Source organism: Roseateles sp. GW821-FHT02E12 (assembly GCF_059421665.1).
This window is the reverse complement of sequence record NZ_JBWKVK010000001.1, coordinates 1,318,674-1,335,103: the sequence shown is the minus strand read 5'-3', so window position 1 is coordinate 1,335,103 and position 16,430 is coordinate 1,318,674. Positions and strand designations below refer to the sequence as shown.

Below are 16,430 nucleotides of genomic sequence, written 5' to 3'. Positions count from 1 at the left end.
AATCGCGGGTTTTCCACGATTCGCCGGCCCGCCATGACCACCACCGACTTCAACCCGATCAGCGCCCTGTCGCCGCTGGATGGCCGCTACGCCGCCAAGGTGAGCGCGCTGCGCCCGCTGCTGTCCGAGTACGGGCTGATGCACCGCCGCGTGCAGGTCGAGGTGGAGTGGTTCATCGCGCTGTCCGACGCCGGCTTCAAGGAGTTCAAGCCGCTGTCGAGTGCCGCGCGCTCGCGCCTGCGCCGCCTCGTGAAGAAGTTCAGCGAGGCCGATGCCGAGGAGATCAAGGCCATCGAGCGCACGACGAATCACGACGTGAAGGCGGTCGAGTACTGGATCAAGCGCAGCTTCGAGGGCCAGCCGGAGTTGCTGGCCGCGTCCGAGTTCGTGCACTTCGCCTGCACCAGCGAGGACATCAACAACACCAGCCACGCGCTGATGTTGAAGGCGGCGCGCGACGAAGTCATGCTGCCGGCGCTGGACGGCATCGTCGCCACGCTGCGCAAGATGGCTCACCAGTTCGCCGCTGTGCCGATGCTGTCGCGCACGCACGGCCAGACGGCCAGCCCGACGACGGTGGGCAAGGAGATCGCCAACGTCGTGGCCCGCCTTTTGACGGCGCGTGCGCGCATCGCGGCGGTGAAGCCGCTGGCCAAGATGAACGGCGCGGTCGGCAACTTCAACGCCCACCTGTCGGCCTGGCCCAAGCACGACTGGGAAGCCTTCAGCAAGACCGTCATCGAGAAGCAGCTCAAGCTGAGCTTCAACCCCTACACGATCCAGATCGAGCCGCACGACTACATGGCCGAGCTGTTCGACGCGTTTACGCGCGCCAACACCATCCTGATCGACTGGTCGCGCGACGTCTGGGGCTACATCTCGTTGGGCTACTTCAAGCAGCGCACCAAGGCCGGCGAGATCGGCAGCTCGACGATGCCGCACAAGGTCAACCCCATCGACTTCGAGAACGCGGAAGGCAACTTCGGCCTGGCCAGCGCGGTGCTGACGCACCTGAGCCAGAAGCTGCCCGTGAGCCGCTGGCAGCGCGACCTGACCGACTCCACCGTGCTGCGCAACATGGGCGTGGGCCTGGGCTATGCGCTGCTGGGCTACGACTCGCTGGCCAAGGGCCTGGGCAAGCTGGAAGTGAACGAAGCCGCGCTGGCCGACGACCTCGACGCCGCCTGGGAAGTGCTGGCCGAACCCATCCAGACCGTCATGCGCCGCTTCGGCCTGCCCAACCCCTATGAGCAGCTCAAGGAGCTGACCCGCGGCAAGGCCATCACGCAGGAATCCATCCGCGCCTTCATCGAGGGGCTGGACCTGCCCAAGGCGGAGAAAGCCCGGCTGCTGAAGATGACGCCGGGCAGCTATACGGGTCTGGCCCAGGACCTCGCCAAGCGAATCTAAGGTTTTGCGGGGCAGACCGATCGAGCACAGCGAGTAGCTCTGTCCCCAACTGGCTAGAGAGCCAACCGGAACACTCTCGAGGGCTCGTTGTAGCCCTCGAGTTGTTCCTGGCCCTGCTCGACAAACCCCAGCTTGCCCAGCAGCGCCACGCTGGGTGGGTTGTCAACGGCCGTGATGGCCATCAGCGTCGGCCAGTTGAAGCGCTCGCGCGCATGGGCCACGCAGGCCCGTGCCGCCTCCAGCGCATAGCCGCGGCCCTCGTGCTCGGCCAGCAGCGCATAGCCCAGGTCGGGCTCCGGCAGGGCCGGGCGCTTGAAGAGCCCGCACATGCCGACGAGCACGCCATCCGCGCGGCGCTCGACGGCCCAGAAACCGTGGCCGAGCTCGCGATAGGCCTTGAAGAGCCGCCCATCGGCCCAGGCCAGCGCGTCGTCGGTCGTGCGCACGCCGGGGTCGTTGATGTTGCGCAGCCACCCAGGCTCGTTGACCAGGCGCAGCAAGAAGGGCGCGTCGAGCGGTGTGAATTCACGCAGCGACAGGCGTTCGGTATCCAGGATATGCATGAGACAAGACAATAACCGGTCATGCTCCAATTCCTGCCCGCTTAACCGACCCCGGCCGCCGCATAGCCCGTTCATGAATCTCGCGCCCGACTCCAGCGACAACTCCGCGCTCGGCCAGGCCCTGCGCGAGCTGGACGTCATCCTGGCCAACGCGGGCGTCGGCGTGGTCTTCGTGAAAGCGCGCACGCTGGTGCGCTGCAACCAGCGCTACGCCGAGATCTACGGCTTCGACAGCCCCGAGGCCACCGTCGGCCACAGCAGCCTGGAGCTCTACGAATCCGAGCAGGACGCCCGCGGCCTGGGCGCACGCGCCTACCCGGTGCTGGCGGCCGGCGAGACCTTCCGCGACGAACAGCTGATGCGGCGCCAGAACGGCGAGCTGTTCTGGGCCCACCTGACCGGCCGGCTCATCAACCCCGCCGACCCGGCCGACGGTTCGATCTGGATCGTCGACGACATCAGCGAACGCAAGCTGGCCGACGCCACCCTGGCCGACCTGCACGCCGAGCAGCAGCTCATCTTCGACCACGCCATGGTCGGCATCGTCTTCCTGCGCGGCCGCCGCGTGACGCGCTGCAACCGCGCCTTCGAGCAGCTCTTCGGCTACGGGCCGGGCGAACTCGACGGCCAGCTGTCGCGCGCCTGGTACCTCAGCGACGAAGACTGGCAGGCGGCTGCCGACCTCTGCTACGCGCCACTGTCGCGCGGCGACTCCTTCCACGCCGAGATGCTGCTCGGCCGCAAGGACGGCACCTCCATCTACTGCGAGGTGCGCAGCAAGGCCATCGACCGCAGTGACCTGTCACGCGGCTCGATCTGGATCACGCAGGACATCACCGCCCGCAAGCAGGCCGAACTGGAGCTGGTGCAGGCCAAGGCCCAGCTCGAAGCCCTGGTGGAGCAGCGCACCCAGCAGCTCAGCCAGACCGTCGCGGCCCTGGAGCTCAAGGTGGCCGAGCAGCAGGCGGCGGAAGCGCGCGCCGAGCGCCTGGCGCTGTTCGACGGCCTGACCGGCCTGCCCAACCGCCATCTGCTCGCCGACCGCGCCAGCCAGGCCATCGACATTGCCCGCCGCAGCGACGAGCCGCTGGCCGTGCTCTTCCTCGACCTGGACCACTTCAAGAACGTCAACGACTCCCTGGGCCACAGCGTCGGCGACAGCCTGCTAACCCAGCTCGCCTCGCGGCTGCGCGGCGCCGTGCGCGAGCAGGACACGGTGGCCCGCACCGGCGGCGACGAATTCGTCCTCGTGCTGCCGCTGACCGACATCGCGGGCGCCGCCCACCTGGCCACCAAGCTGATGGCCCTGGCCAGCGCCCCCTTCCACGTCGACCAGCAGGAGCTGACCGTCACACCGTCCATGGGCATCGCGATGTTCCCGACCGACGGCGACGACTTCGAGACGCTGTGCAAATGCGCCGACGCGGCCATGTACCGCGCCAAGAAGGACGGCCGCAACGCCTACCGTTTCTTCACGAGCGAGATGCAGGCCCAGTCGGCCCGCGCGCTGCAGCTGGAGAACGCGCTGCGCCGCGCGCTGGAGCGGCAGCAACTCAGCCTGCACTACCAGCCCCAGTTCGCACTGGACCCCGCTGGCGAAAGCCACATCATCGGCGCCGAGGCCCTGCTGCGCTGGCAGCACCCCGAGCTCGGCTGGGTGTCGCCAGCGGAATTCATCCCCATCGCCGAGACGTCCGGGCTGATCCTGCCCATCGGCGAGTGGGTGCTGCGCGAGGCCCTGAGCCAGCTGGGCCGCTGGGACGCCGCCGGCCTGCCCGAGCTGACCATGGCCGTCAATCTGTCGGCCGTGCAATTCCGCCACGATGACCTGCCCGAGCTGGTCGGCCGCGTGCTGGACGAAGTGGGCATGCCGGCCGAACGCCTGGAGCTGGAGCTGACCGAAGGCGCCGCGATGGACAACCCGAGCGTCGCCATCACCGTCATGAACGAACTGCATGCCCGTGGCGTGCGCCTGTCCATCGACGACTTCGGTACCGGCTACTCGTCACTGAGCTACCTGAAGAAGTTCCGCGTCAGCAAGCTCAAGATCGACCAGTCCTTCGTGCGCGACCTGACCGACGACGCCGAAGACCGCGCCATCGTCGACGCCGTCATCCGCATGGCCAGCGCGCTGGGCCTGGAAACACTGGCCGAGGGCGTCGAGACCGAAGGCCAGCTCGCCTTCCTGCGCCGCCAGGGTTGCCAGGCCGTGCAGGGCTATCTGTTCAGCCGGCCGCTGCCCGCTGAGGCCTTTGCAGAATTCGTGCACGCTCAGACCTCGACCACCGACGCTCCCATCTCCGTCTACGCCATCTGATGACAAGTTTCGTTGCCCAGCTCCAAGCCCTGACTCCTCAATCACGCCTGTGCGTCGGCCTCGATCCCGAGCCGGGCAAGCTGCCGGGCACCTGGGCGGGCGACGCGTCCAAGTTCTTCGACTTCTGCGCGGCCATCGTGGACGCGACCAAGGATCTCGTCTGCGCCTTCAAGCCGCAGATCGCCTACTTCGCCGCGCACGGCGCCGAAGCCCAGCTCGAGCGCCTCATCTCACACATCCACGAAGTCGCCCCCGGCGTGCCCGTCATCCTCGACGCCAAGCGCGGCGACATCGGTTCCACGGCCGAGCAGTACGCCCGCGAGGCCTTCGTGCGCTACCAGGCCGACGCGGTCACGTTGTCGCCCTTCATGGGCTTCGATTCTGTCGAGCCTTACCTCGCCTACGAAGGCAAGGGCGCCATCCTGCTGTGCCGCACGTCCAACAAGGGCGGTGACGACTGGCAGATGCAGCGCCTGGCCGACGTGCCCGGCCAGCCGCGCCTGTTCGAGCACCTGGCCCACCTGGCCGAGACGCAGTGGAACCGCAACGGCCAACTGGGCCTCGTCGTCGGCGCCACCTACCCGGCGGAGATCGCCCGTGTGCGCGAACTCGCCCCCACGCTGCCCCTGCTGGTGCCCGGTGTCGGCGCCCAGGGTGGCGATGCGGCCGCCGTCGTGCAGGCCGCGGGCCGCAGCGTGCCGCTGGCCGTGAACTCCTCGCGCGCCATCCTCTACGCCAGCCAGGGCCCGGACTTCGCCGAGCGTGCCCGCGCCGTGGCAGAAGCCACCCGCAGAAGCCTCATCTGAACATGGGCCGCGCCGACGACGAACTCAGCAGCCTCGTCGGTCACGCGGCGCCGCCCGAGCAGCAGCGCATGCGCCTGGCCACCAGCATGCGATGGCATGCGGCGCGCGTCTTCCTGCTGGCCTGCGGGCCCATCTTCCTGCCGGTGGCGGGCCTGCTCTGGTACACCCGCCAGCCCGGGGAATGGCTGGAGGGCTGGCTGCCGCCGCTGCTGTCGGCGCTGATCTCCCTGATCGCCTTCGTGCGGCTGCTGGTGCTGACGCGCAGCCCGCGCCGCGAGTCCCGGCCAGCCGTCGCGCTGCTCATGATGGCGCTGGTCATCGCGCTGCCGGTGACCGTCGCGGTGTCGCGCGACCTCGGCCTGTGGGCGCTGAGCCTGGCGCTGGCCGGCCTGATCGTCACCTTCGCCACCGGCATGCTGGGCCTGCGCGCAGGCCTGCTGCTCACGGTGCTCGCCGGCGGCGCGCTGGGCGGGCTGGCCGGTGCCGAGGCGATGGGCTGGGCCACCCACCCCATGGCCATGAACAGCCTGCTGCTGCGCACCGTCGTGCAGTTCAGCCTGCTCGGCTCGGGCCTGATCGCTGGTGTGGGCCTGCTGCGCATGGTGCAGCGCTCCCTGGCCGAGGCGGAGGAGCGCACGACGCGCTTTCGCGGGCTGCTCGGCATGGCCGTGGACTGGTACTGGGAGATGGACCGCGAGTTCCGCTTCACGCACGTTGCCGAGGAACGCCCCGGCAGCTCTGGCCTGGACCTGAACTGCCGCATCGGCAAGGCGCCGTGGGAGATCGACGGCATGGGCCTGAGCGACGACGAGCTCGACGCCCACCGCGCCGACCTCGAATCGCGCCGCCCCTTTCACGGCATGGTGGCCCGGCGCGTCGGCACCGACGGCAGCTCCCGCTGGGTCTCCATCAGCGGCGAGCCGCGCTTTGACGCGCAAGGCAATTTCCGTGGCTACTGGGGCGTGGGCCGCGATGTGACGGGCGAGGTGGCGGCCGAGCAGACCGCGCAGGCCACCGAGACGCGCTACCGCGAGTTGTTTCGCCGCTCGCCCAGCCCGCTGGTGCTGCACCGCTGGGGCCGTGTCGTCGATGCCAACCCGGCCGCCATGGCCATGTTCGGCTACGCACAGCGCTCCAGCATGATCGGCCAGGATCTCTTCAGCCACTACGAGCCCGGCGACGACGAGGCGGCCCGCCAGCATGCGGCACGGCTCGAAGGCCTCGCCCCTGGCGCCATGCAGCCCATGGCCGAGTACCGGCTGCGCACACTGTCGCGCCGGCGCCGCCTCGTGCAGGCCACCAGCGTGCGCGTGGAAACGGCGAGCGGCCCGGCCACGCTGACCTTCTTCACCGACCAGACCGAGCAGAGCCGTGCCCAGGACGCACTGCGCCGCTCGGAAGGCCTGCTGTCCCATCTGGTGGCCACCAGCCCGGACCTCATCACGCTGACCGAGGCCGAGACCGGCCGCTACGCGATGGTCAACAAAGCCTTCGAGGCCTTGACCGGCTGGAGCAGCGTCGAGGTGCTGGGCCGCACCTCCGAGGAGATCGGCATCTGGCACAACCCGGCCGACCGCACGGCCGTGCGCGAGTCCATCAAGCGCGACGGCATCGCCAGCAACGTGCCCATCAGCTTCCGCCGCAAGGACGGCAGCGCCGTCTCGATGCTGGTGTCGGTGGCGCCCTTCGAGATGGACGGGCAGAACTACCTCGTGCTGTATGCGCGCGACGTGAGCGACAGCGAGCGCACCCGCCTCGTGCACGGCGCCATCCTGGAGAACGCGTCCATCGGCATCGCACTGACACGCGACCAGCAGTTCGTGCTGGCCAACCCGCGGGTCGAGGCCATGTTCGGCTGGGAGCGCGGCTCGCTGCTCGGCCAGCACGGCAGCGTCGTCTGGCCCAGCGTCGAAGGCTGGCAGGCCGTCGGCCGCGACCTCGGGGCGGCGCTCGCCGCCGGCCAGCAGGTCGAGGCCGAACGCACCATGCGCCGCCGCGACGGCTCCACCTTCCTGGCCCGGCTGCTGGCCCAGGCCGTCGATCCCGCCCACCCCAGCCGCGGCGGCACGATCTGGATCATCGAAGACGTGACCGAGCGCCGCCGCGTGGAGGACCAGCTCGCCCAGGCCAAGGACGAGGCGCAGGCCGCCAGCCGCGCCAAGAGCGCCTTCCTGGCCAACACCAGCCACGAGATCCGCACGCCGCTCAACGGCCTGCTCGGCCTGGGCCGCCTGGCCCAGCAACCCGACATCTCCGACACCCAGCGGCGCGACTACCTGAACCAGATGATGGACAGCGCCGAGAGCCTGTCGGGCCTGATCTCGGACATCCTCGACCTCTCCAAGATCGAGGCCGGCCGCCTCACGCTGGAGACCCAGCCCTTCTCGCTGCGCGAGCTGCTCGCGTCCATCCGCCTGGCCTACCTCACGCTGGCCCAGGCGCGCGGCCTGACCTTTGCCGTCGAGATCGACCCGGCCCTGCCGGCCTGGGTCTTCGGCGACCCGCTGCGCACGCGCCAGATCCTGTCCAACTACCTGACCAATGCGCTGAAGTTCACCGAGACCGGCGGCGTCACCGTCAGCGTGCGCGCGCTGACCGTCAACACCCGCAGCAGCGCCGGCGAGTGGGTGCACGTCGAGGTGCGCGACACCGGCCCGGGTATCGCGCCGGAGCAGCAGGCCCGCCTCTTCCAGCCCTTCACGCAGGCCGACGAGTCCACCACGCGGCGCTTCGGCGGCACGGGCCTGGGGCTGTCCATCTGCCGCGAGCTGGCCACGCTGATGGGCGGCGAGGTGGGTGTGAACAGCACCCTGGGCACCGGCTCGGCCTTCTGGGCCGAACTGCCGCTGCCTGCGGCCCCCGCGCCCATGGCCCACCAGCCCCGCGAGACCCGCTCGCAAAGCGCGGGCCACGAGGCCCTGCACGGCCGGCGCGTGCTCATCGCCGAAGACCACCCGGTCAACATGCTCATCGCCGTGGCCCAGCTGGAGCAGTGGGGCATGGAAGTCGCCCAGGCCAGCGACGGCCGCCAGGCCATCGAGGCCGTGCTGGCAGCGGCCAGCATCGGCAAGCCGTTCGACATCGTGCTGATGGACGTGCAGATGCCCGTCATGGGCGGGCACGACGCAACGCGTGAACTGCGCAAGCATTTCTCGACCACCGAGCTGCCCATCGTCGCGCTGACGGCGGCGGCCCTGGTCTCGGAGCGGGACGATGCCTTCGCCGCGGGCATGAACGACTTCCTGACCAAGCCCATCGACACGCCCAAGCTGCACCAGACCCTGCTGCGCCTGACCTCTGCGCGTTGACACGGGCTCGCTCGACACCGGGCAGCGCTTACCATCCGCTGCCCGTTTTTAGCCGAGCCCTCGCCATGAACTCTGCTGCGCCCCGCCACTTCAAGTACTACGACTTGATCATGGCGGCCTTCGTCTGCGTGCTGCTGTGCTCCAACCTGATCGGCGCGGCCAAGGCGGCCCAGCTGACGTTGCCCATCATCGGCACCGTCACCTTCGGCGCCGACCTGTTCTTCTTCCCGATCAGCTACATATTTGGCGACATCCTGACCGAGGTCTACGGCTACGGTCGCGACCGCCGCGTCGTCTGGGCGGGCTTCGGCGCCCTGGTGTTCTCGGCCTTCATGGCGTTTGTGGTCGTCAACCTGCCGCCGGCGCAGAACGACTTCATGGCGGCCTACCAGCCGCACCTGGACGCCGTGTTCGGCAACACCTGGCGCATCGTCGCCGGCTCCATGATCGCGTTTGCCTGCGGCAGCTTCGCCAACAGCTTCGTGCTGGCCAAGATGAAGATCGCCACGCAGGGCCGCTTCCTGTGGGCGCGCATCATCGGCTCCACGGTCGTCGGCCAGGCCGTCGACACCGGCGTCTTCTTCCTGATCGCCTTCTACGGCATCTGGCCCAACGACCAGCTGTTCGCCGTCATCGTGACCCAGTACCTGTTCAAAACCATCTGGGAGGCTGTCATGTATCCGCTGACGGCCAAGGTCGTCGGCTTCCTGAAGCGGGTCGAGGGCGTCGACTTCTACGACCGCGGCACCAACTTCAATCCCTTCTCAATGAGGGTGTGAGCCCCTCGAGGGTTCAGCCGATCAGCGGCAGGCTGCGTCGCCGCTCACCCGTCAGCGCAAACCAGGCATTTGCCAGCGCCGGCGCCACCGGTGGCGTGCCGGGCTCGCCCACGCCGGTGGGCGGGCCGTCGCTGGGCACGAAATAGGTTTCGATGACGGGGCATTGCGCCAGCGTCAGCAGCGGGTGGTCGGGCAGGTTCTTCTGCTGCACCTCGCTGCCGACGATGTCGATGCGGCCGAACAGAGCGGCCGTCAGGCCGAAGACGATGCCGCTCTCCATCTGCCGCACGACGATGCCCGGGTTGATGATGGTGCCGCAATCCACCACGCAGACGACGCGGCGCACGCGCGGCTTGCCGTCCTGCTTCGTCACCTCGATGACCTGGGCCACGATGCTGCCGAAGCTTTCGTGCAGCGCCACGCCGCGCGCAACACCGGCCGACAACGGTTGCCCCCAACCGGCGGCTTCCGCGGCGCGCTTGAGCACCGCCTGATGGCGGGGCAGGCCGTCCAGCAGCGCCAGGCGATAGGCCACCGGGTCGGCCTTGGCAGCATGGGCCAGCTCGTCGATGAAGCCCTCCTTGAAGAAGGCATGGTGGGAATGCCCCACCGAGCGCCAGGAGCCCACCGGCACGCCGCTGTGCGTGGGCAGGTGGGCCACCCGCTGCGCTGGGATGGCATAGGGCTGGTCGAACAGGCCTTCCGAGGAGGTCTTGTCCGGCGCATCGCCGCGCGCCAACAGCGCCGCCGGCGCGCGGCCGTCGGGGAAGCCGTTGCGGGTCAGCACGTCGATCAGCCCGGCCAGTTCCGGCTCGATGCGGCCCAGCCAGCGCGGCACCATCGCGTCGCCGGCATTCGTGATGGCCAGCGCCACGGGCTTGCCGGCAGCGTCGAGCCCGGCCTGCATGACGGCCACGCTGGCGGGGCGATAGAAGTCGTGCGTCATGTCCTCCTCGCGCGACCACACCAGCTGCACCGGAGCGCCACCGCATTCCAGCGCGACGCGCGTGGCCTGGGCGATGAAGTCCACCTCCAGCCGCCGGCCGAAGCCACCGCCCAGATAGGTCACGTGCACCGTCACCGCCTCGGGCGCCACGCCGGCCACGCGGGCAGCCGCGCCGCGCGCCGAGCCAGGCACCTGGGTCGGCGCCCAGACCGTGACCTGGCCGTCCTGGACCTGCACGGTGCAGTTCATCGGCTCCATCGTGACGTGGGCCAGGTAGGGCGCGCTGTAGACCGCTTCCAGCCGCTGGGGGGCAGCGGCCAGCGCCGCGTGCGCATCGCCGACCGACACGAAGGCGAAGCCCTGCTGGGCCGCGTGCACGCTGCGGGCCTGCTGCTCCAGGCTTTTCAGGATGGCGGCGCTGTCCACGGTGCCGCCGGGTGGTGCGGCCCACGCCACCTCCAAGGCGCGTGCGGCCTGCTGCGCATGCCAGGTGGTGCGGGCCACCACCGCGTAGGCGGCGGTCGAGCCGGCCATCGGCCCGAGCTGCACGACCCGCACGACGCCCGGCATCGCCAGCACCGCGTTGACATTGGCCGGCCCGAGGCCGCCGCCCAGCATCGGGCAGTGGCGCACCGCCGCGAACAGCTGGCCGGGTTGGCGCACATCCAGGCCGAAGCGGGCGCTGCCGTCCACCTTGGCCGCGAGGTCCAGGCGCGGCAAGGCCTGGCCGATCTGGCGCCACTGGCTGGCCGGCTTGAGCTGGACGTCGCCCGGCGGCAGCAGCGCGGCCTGGGCGGCGTATTCGCCGTAGTGGCCCAGCCGGCCACTGGCGTGCGACACCACGCCGTCCTGCACCGTCAGCTCGGCCACCGGCAGCTTGTGGCGCAGCGCCGCGGCACCCAGCAACTGGGCCCGCGCGGTGGCGGCCGCCAGGCGCAGCGGCTCCCAGGCATCGGCCATGCTGGCCGAACCCCCGGTGAAGTTCAACCCGAGTTCGCGCGCCACCTTGGACGTGACCCAGTGGCCGAAGCGGTAGTTCAGCCGCTCGCGGTCGCGCGGGCCGAAGGGCATGTTGCCCACCAGCGTCGCGGCATTGCCGTAGAGCGACTCATGCCCGGCCGCCACCAGCTGCAGCGTGCGCAGCGGCACGTCCAGCTCCTCGGCCACGATCTGGGCCAGGCCGGTGTGCACGCCCTGGCCCATCTCGCTGCGGTTCATGGCCAGCAGCACCGTGCCGTCCTTGGCGATCTTGATCCAGGCGTTCATGCCCACCTGCCCATCCACGGCCGGCAGGCTGTGCGCGCCGCCCAGGCGGCTGCGCGGCGGCAGCACGCCCCAGCCGACGATCAGCGCACCGGCAGCCCCCAGCCCACTCAGCAGCACCGTACGGCGCTTCACCGCTTCAGCCCCTTGGCCGCCTGCTTGATGGCGGCGCGCACGCGCGGGTAGGTGCCGCAGCGGCAGAGGTTGGTCACCGCGGCGTCGATGTCGGCGTCGCTCGGGTTCTTGTTCTTCGCCAGCAGCGCGGCGGCGGCCATCAGCATGCCGCTCTGGCAGTAGCCGCACTGCGGCACCTGCTCGGCCAGCCAGGCCAGCTGCACGGCGTGGGGCTGGCCTTTGCTGGCAAGGCCTTCAATGGTTGTGATGGCCTTGCCCTGCACGCTGCCAACCGGCGTCACGCAGGAGCGAACGGCCTGGCCGTCGACGTGAACCGTGCAGGCCCCGCAGGCCGCAATGCCACAGCCGAACTTGGTGCCGGTCAGGTTGAGCCCGTCGCGCAGCGCCCACAGCAGCGGCATGGCGGGGTCGCTGGCGACGTCGGGCAGGGTGACGGCCTGGCCGTTGACTTTCAGGTCCATCGAGGCGAGCCTGGGTGGGAAAGGTGGGATAAACAGGATAGCGGTCCAGACCGAAAATACCGTCATGAGCCTCCCCCAAGATGCAACAGCGCCCGAGCTGCTGTTCGCCCTGCTACCCGACAGCGGCATCGCCCCCGACGGCCCCGACACGCTGGCGCCGCTGGCCGCGGCCCTGCATGCCCAGTACCCCAAGGCCGTCACGCTCAATCTGCACCCGCCGCTGCGCGACGCCGAGGGCCGCTGCCGCTGGTGGACGGGCGCCGAGCCCGACACCGACGGCGTCAACGCCGCCCTGCCGCACCTGATCGATCGCCTGCGCCTCGAAGCGAGGAAGCTGGGCCTGCCCTGGCAGCGCGTGGCCCTGGCCGGGGTTGGCGACGGCGCGCTGCTGGCGCTTGAAGCCGTGCAGGCCGAGGCCGAGCTGGTGGGCCGCGTGCTGGCCTTTGCCGGTGGCTACCTGGCCCGCCCCGAGCAGGCCCCGCAGGACGTCTGCATTCACCTGCTGCACGGCCTGGAAGACCAGCGCTTCCCCTACCGCCACCTGGTGGACGCTGCGCAGTCTCTCGTCGACCTGGGCGCCGACGTGACCGCCGACCTGCTGCCCCATCTCGACCACGGCCTGCACCCGGCCCTGATCGACAAGGCGATGGAGCAGCTGCGCACCTTCATCCCCGCACGGCTGTGGCGCGAGGCCGTCGTGGCGGCGCAGGAGAGCGACAAGCCCGTGGCCTAGCTCCCGCCACGGTGGACGGCGAACCGATGACATGAGAGGCTGCGGCCCGGTCCGCTTCCTGCTTGCTTTGGGGCGCCTTCAACCACGGGAGAACCACATGTTCGGTCTGACGACACTCGGTGCCATCCACACGGCAATCAGCCTGGTTGCGCTGGTCAGCGGCTTCCTGGCGCTGGCGCGCGAGCGCCAGATCTCGGTGCAAAGCCGGGTGGGGCGCACCTATCTGGTCACGACGGCGCTGACCGCGTTGACCGGCCTCGGCATCTTCCAGCACGGCGGCTTCGGGCCGCCGCACGTGCTGTCCCTCCTGACGCTGCTGGCGCTGGCTGTTGGCAGCGCGGCAGCGCTGAAGCAGTTGTTCGGCGGATGGTCGCGTTATGTGCAGGCGATCAGCTTCTCGACGACGCTGTTCTTCCACCTGATTCCGGGCTTCACGGAGACGCTGACGCGCCTGCCACTGGGCGCGCCTGTGCTGCCAAACGCCGAAGCGCCGGAGCTGAAGACGATTGCCGGCGTGCTCTTGCTGCTGCTCGTTGTCGGCCTGGTGGTGCAACTGCGCTGGCTGCGCGGTCAGGCGGCGCCGACGGCGCGAGACGCCAGCTCGGGGATCAACGCGGCCCGATAGGGCGCCGTGCCGTGCAGATCGCTGTTCAGACCGTCGGCGCTGACCTTCACGGCACGCGCCGCGGCGGGGCTCCAGTCGCGGCCTAGCGCGGTCTCCAGCTCGGTGCAGCGGAACACGCCCGGCCCCGCGCCCGTGACGGCCACGCGCACGCCGGCATCGAAGCGCGCGACGAAGACGCCCACCAACGAGAACCGCGACGCAGGCTGCTTGAACTTCTGCCAGGCCGCCGCCTTGGGGATGGGGAAGCTGACCGCGGTGATCAGCTCGCCTTCCTGCAGCGCCGTCGTGAACAGGCCCTGGAAGAAGTCGTCGGCCGCGATGGCACGGCTGCTGGTGTGGATGGTGGCGCCCAGGCCCAGCGTCGCCGCCGGGTAGCAGGCGGCGGGGTCGTTGTTGGCCAGGCTGCCGCCCAGCGTGCCGACGTTGCGCACTTGGCGGTCGCCGATGCGGCCGGCCAGGTCGGCCAGCGCAGGGATGGCGCGCCGCACGTCGGCCGACGCAGCCACCATGGCATGCGTCGTCGCGGCACCGATGCGCACGGTCTTGCCGTCGACGGCGATGCCTTGCAGCTCGGGCAGCCGGCGCACGTCGACCAGGCCCTCGGGCGCGGCCAGGCCGAGCTTGATGGCGGCGAGCAGGGACTGGCCGCCGGCCAGGAACTTGTCGTCCGCGCCCAGGCGGGCAGCGGCGACGGAGGATGCAGCTTGGTAGTTCATCGCTTGTCTCTCCTCAGGCCTTGGCTTGGAGCGCCGTCCAGACGGTGCACGGCGTGGCCGGCATGGCCAGGTCCTTGACACCGATGGCATTGCAGACCGCGTTCATCACCGCCGCCGGCGAGCCGATGGCACCTGCCTCGCCGCAGCCCTTCACGCCCAGCGGGTTGTGCGTGCAGGGCGTGCCCTTGGCCGTCTGCACCCTGAAGCTGGGCAGGTCGTCGGCGCGCGGCATCGCGTAGTCCATGTAGCTGCCCGTGAGCAGCTGACCTGAATCGGCGTCGTAGACGCCATGCTCCAGCAGCGCCTGGCCGATGCCCTGCGCCAGGCCGCCGTGCACCTGCCCCTCGACGATCATCGGGTTGACGATGTTGCCGAAGTCGTCCACCGCGCTGAAGCGGTCGATGCGCACGACGCCGGTGGCCGGGTCCACCTCCACCTCGCAGACATAGCTGCCCGCCGGGTAGGTGAAGTTGGTGGGGTCGTAGAAGGCGTTCTCGTTGAGGCCGGGCTCCAGCGTGGCCAGCGGGTAGTTGTGCGGCACATAGGCCGTCAGCGACACCTGCGCGAAGGGGACGGCGCGGTCGGTGCCGGCGATGCGGTACTCGCCGTTCTTGAACTCGATGTCGCCTTCACCGGCTTCCAGCAGATGGGCGGCGATCTTCTTGCCCTTGGCGATGACCTTGTCCACCGCCTTCACGATGGCCGAGCCGCCCACCGCCAGCGAGCGGCTGCCGTAGGTGCCCATGCCGAACAGCACCTTGCCGGTATCGCCATGCTGGATGTCGACATCCTCCAGCGGGATGCCGAGCCGGTCGGCCACGACTTGCGCAAACGTCGTCTCGTGGCCCTGGCCATGCGAATGGCTGCCGGTGAAGACAGTGACCTTGCCGGTCGGGTGCACACGCACCTCGCCGGCTTCGAACAGGCCGGCGCGGGCGCCCAGGGCACCGGCCACGTTCGACGGTGCCAGGCCGCAGGCTTCGATGTAGGTCGAGTAGCCGATGCCGCGCTTCAGGCCCTTGGCCTCGCTGACCGCCTTGCGCGCGGCGTAGCCGGCCACGTCGGCCAGCTGCTGCACCTGGGTCAGCGTCGCGTCGTAGTCGCCAATGTCGTAGGTCAGGCCCACCGGTGTCGCGTACGGAAATTCCTTGATGAAGTTGCGGCGGCGCAGCTCGGCCGGGTCGATGCCCAGCTCGTGCGCGGCTGTTTCCACCAGCCGCTCGACGACGTAGGTCGCCTCGGGCCGGCCGGCGCCGCGGTAGGCATCCACCGGTGCGGTGTTGGTGAACACGCCGGTGACCTCGGCATAGATCTTGGGCGTCGTGTACTGGCCGGCCAGCAGCGTCGCGTACAGGATGGTGGGCACGCAGGACGCGAAGGTGGACAGGTAGGCGCCGAGATTGGCCGTCGTGGCCACGCGCATGGCCAGGAAGCGGCCGTTGCCGTCGGTGGCCAGCTCGGCCGTCGTCACATGGTCGCGGCCATGGGCGTCGCTGAGGAAGCTCTCGCTGCGCTCGGCCGTCCATTTGATCGGCCGGCCCAGCTGCTTGCTGGCCCACACCAGCGCCGTCTCCTCGGCGTACAGAAAGATCTTGGAGCCGAAGCCGCCGCCCACGTCGGGCGCCACGACACGCAGCTTGTGCTCGGGGATGCCGAGCACGAAGGCGCACATCAGCAGGCGCTCCACGTGCGGGTTCTGGTTGGCCACGTACAGCGTGTAGTGGTCGCTGCTGGGGTCGTAGCTGGCGTTCGCAGCACGCGGCTCGATGGCGTTGGGGATGAGGCGGTTGTTGCGGAACTGGAGCTTGGTGACGTGGGGCGCGTTGACAAAAGCCGCATCCGTCGCGGCCTTGTCGCCGCAGCCCCAGGTGTAGCAGCGGTTGTCCGTGGCTTCGTCATGCACCGTGCCGGCGTGCCCGGCCGCGGTGGCCGTGTCGGCGACGGCGGGCAGTTCCTCGTAGTCCACCTCCACCAGCGCCGCGGCGGCCTTGGCCTCGGCCAGTGTCTCGGCCACGACCAGCGCCAGCGCGTCGCCCACGTAACGCACCTTGCCATCCGCCAGGATGGGGTGCTTGGGCTCCTTCATCGGCGTGCCGTCGATGCTGGTGATCAGCCAGCCGCAGGGCAGGCCACCCACCTCGCGGAAATGCTCGCCGGTGTAGACGCCCAGCACGCCCTCGGCCGCCAGTGCCGCGGCCGTGCCCACGCGCTTGAGCCGCGCATGGGCATAGCTGCTGCGCACGAAGACGCCAAACGTCTGGCGTGGCAGCACGATGTCGTCGGTGTACTGGCCACGGCCGGTCAGGAAGCGCGCGTCCTCGCGGCGCTTGACGCTCTGGCCGATGAAACCTTCCTTGGGTGCGTTCAT

The 16,430-nt window shown here is 69.8% G+C and carries 12 protein-coding genes; 7 read left to right on the top strand and 5 right to left on the bottom strand.

The annotated features are described in order from the left end of the window. The first annotated feature begins 33 nt into the window (after window positions 1-33). On the top strand, window positions 34-1,410 hold the full coding sequence (gene purB / locus AC07V5_RS06365) for an adenylosuccinate lyase (protein WP_495114790.1): 1,377 nt from the start codon (window positions 34-36) through the stop codon (window positions 1,408-1,410). 53 nt (window positions 1,411-1,463) lie between these two features. Here purB and AC07V5_RS06360 read toward each other — a convergent pair whose 3' ends face one another. Continuing rightward, the gene (locus tag AC07V5_RS06360; protein ID WP_495114789.1) at window positions 1,464-1,973 is read right to left on the bottom strand and encodes a GNAT family N-acetyltransferase; all 510 of its coding nucleotides are present in this window, start codon (window positions 1,971-1,973) and stop codon (window positions 1,464-1,466) included. 73 nt (window positions 1,974-2,046) lie between these two features. Between AC07V5_RS06360 and AC07V5_RS06355 the strand changes: the two genes are divergently transcribed. From AC07V5_RS06355 to AC07V5_RS06340, 4 genes are all read left to right on the top strand, one after another. Then, on the top strand, window positions 2,047-4,290 hold the full coding sequence (locus tag AC07V5_RS06355) for a putative bifunctional diguanylate cyclase/phosphodiesterase (protein ID WP_495114788.1): 2,244 nt from the start codon (window positions 2,047-2,049) through the stop codon (window positions 4,288-4,290). Then, complete coding sequence (gene pyrF, locus AC07V5_RS06350) at window positions 4,290-5,096, top strand: orotidine-5'-phosphate decarboxylase (RefSeq protein ID WP_495114787.1); 807 nt, start codon at window positions 4,290-4,292, stop codon at window positions 5,094-5,096. The genes AC07V5_RS06355 and pyrF overlap by 1 nt, the downstream gene beginning before the upstream one ends. Window positions 5,097-5,098: 2 nt before the next feature. Next, window positions 5,099-8,404 carry a PAS domain-containing hybrid sensor histidine kinase/response regulator gene (locus tag AC07V5_RS06345; protein WP_495114786.1) on the top strand — a complete coding sequence of 1,102 codons (3,306 nt, stop codon included), beginning with the start codon at window positions 5,099-5,101 and terminating at the stop codon, window positions 8,402-8,404. A 65-nt stretch (window positions 8,405-8,469) separates the two neighbouring features. Further along, window positions 8,470-9,183, top strand: a complete 714-nt coding sequence (locus AC07V5_RS06340) for a queuosine precursor transporter (protein ID WP_495114785.1) — start codon at window positions 8,470-8,472, stop codon at window positions 9,181-9,183. A 13-nt stretch (window positions 9,184-9,196) separates the two neighbouring features. Here the strand turns inward: AC07V5_RS06340 and AC07V5_RS06335 are convergent, their stop codons facing one another. Together AC07V5_RS06335 and AC07V5_RS06330 are read right to left on the bottom strand one after the other, a co-directional pair. Further along, the gene (locus tag AC07V5_RS06335) at window positions 9,197-11,527 is read right to left on the bottom strand and encodes a xanthine dehydrogenase family protein molybdopterin-binding subunit (RefSeq protein ID WP_495114784.1); all 2,331 of its coding nucleotides are present in this window, start codon (window positions 11,525-11,527) and stop codon (window positions 9,197-9,199) included. Continuing rightward, complete coding sequence (locus AC07V5_RS06330) at window positions 11,524-11,988, bottom strand: (2Fe-2S)-binding protein (protein ID WP_495114783.1); 465 nt, start codon at window positions 11,986-11,988, stop codon at window positions 11,524-11,526. Before AC07V5_RS06330 ends, AC07V5_RS06335 begins: the two co-directional genes overlap by 4 nt. A 64-nt stretch (window positions 11,989-12,052) precedes the next feature. Between AC07V5_RS06330 and AC07V5_RS06325 the strand changes: the two genes are divergently transcribed. After that, window positions 12,053-12,721 carry an alpha/beta hydrolase family protein gene (locus AC07V5_RS06325; RefSeq protein WP_495114782.1) on the top strand — a complete coding sequence of 223 codons (669 nt, stop codon included), beginning with the start codon at window positions 12,053-12,055 and terminating at the stop codon, window positions 12,719-12,721. Between the two features lie 97 nt (window positions 12,722-12,818). Continuing rightward, window positions 12,819-13,346, top strand: coding sequence for a hypothetical protein (locus AC07V5_RS06320; RefSeq protein WP_495114781.1), 528 nt, complete (start codon window positions 12,819-12,821; stop codon window positions 13,344-13,346). Here AC07V5_RS06320 and AC07V5_RS06315 read toward each other — a convergent pair. Both AC07V5_RS06315 and AC07V5_RS06310 read right to left on the bottom strand, forming a co-directional pair. Next, window positions 13,292-14,062, bottom strand: coding sequence for an FAD binding domain-containing protein (locus AC07V5_RS06315; protein ID WP_495114780.1), 771 nt, complete (start codon window positions 14,060-14,062; stop codon window positions 13,292-13,294). The two genes, AC07V5_RS06320 and AC07V5_RS06315, sit on opposite strands and share 55 nt — an antisense overlap. A 13-nt stretch (window positions 14,063-14,075) precedes the next feature. Beyond that, entirely contained in the window at window positions 14,076-16,430 is a 2,355-nt protein-coding gene (locus AC07V5_RS06310) for a xanthine dehydrogenase family protein molybdopterin-binding subunit (protein WP_495114779.1), read from the bottom strand.

Excerpts from the sequence above, each read along its gene's own strand:
- pyrF (WP_495114787.1), top strand. The coding sequence starts at position 4,290 with ATGACAAGTTTCGTTGCCCAGCTCCAAGCCCTGACTCCTCAATCACGC.
- AC07V5_RS06340 (WP_495114785.1), top strand. The coding sequence starts at position 8,470 with ATGAACTCTGCTGCGCCCCGCCACTTCAAGTACTACGACTTGATCATG.
- AC07V5_RS06345 (WP_495114786.1), top strand. The coding sequence starts at position 5,099 with ATGGGCCGCGCCGACGACGAACTCAGCAGCCTCGTCGGTCACGCGGCG.
- AC07V5_RS06320 (WP_495114781.1), top strand. The coding sequence starts at position 12,819 with ATGTTCGGTCTGACGACACTCGGTGCCATCCACACGGCAATCAGCCTG.
- AC07V5_RS06310 (WP_495114779.1), bottom strand. The coding sequence starts at position 16,430 with ATGAACGCACCCAAGGAAGGTTTCATCGGCCAGAGCGTCAAGCGCCGC.
- AC07V5_RS06315 (WP_495114780.1), bottom strand. The coding sequence starts at position 14,062 with ATGAACTACCAAGCTGCATCCTCCGTCGCCGCTGCCCGCCTGGGCGCG.
- AC07V5_RS06330 (WP_495114783.1), bottom strand. The coding sequence starts at position 11,988 with ATGGACCTGAAAGTCAACGGCCAGGCCGTCACCCTGCCCGACGTCGCC.
- AC07V5_RS06325 (WP_495114782.1), top strand. The coding sequence starts at position 12,053 with ATGAGCCTCCCCCAAGATGCAACAGCGCCCGAGCTGCTGTTCGCCCTG.
- AC07V5_RS06355 (WP_495114788.1), top strand. The coding sequence starts at position 2,047 with ATGAATCTCGCGCCCGACTCCAGCGACAACTCCGCGCTCGGCCAGGCC.
- purB (WP_495114790.1), top strand. The coding sequence starts at position 34 with ATGACCACCACCGACTTCAACCCGATCAGCGCCCTGTCGCCGCTGGAT.
- AC07V5_RS06360 (WP_495114789.1), bottom strand. The coding sequence starts at position 1,973 with ATGCATATCCTGGATACCGAACGCCTGTCGCTGCGTGAATTCACACCG.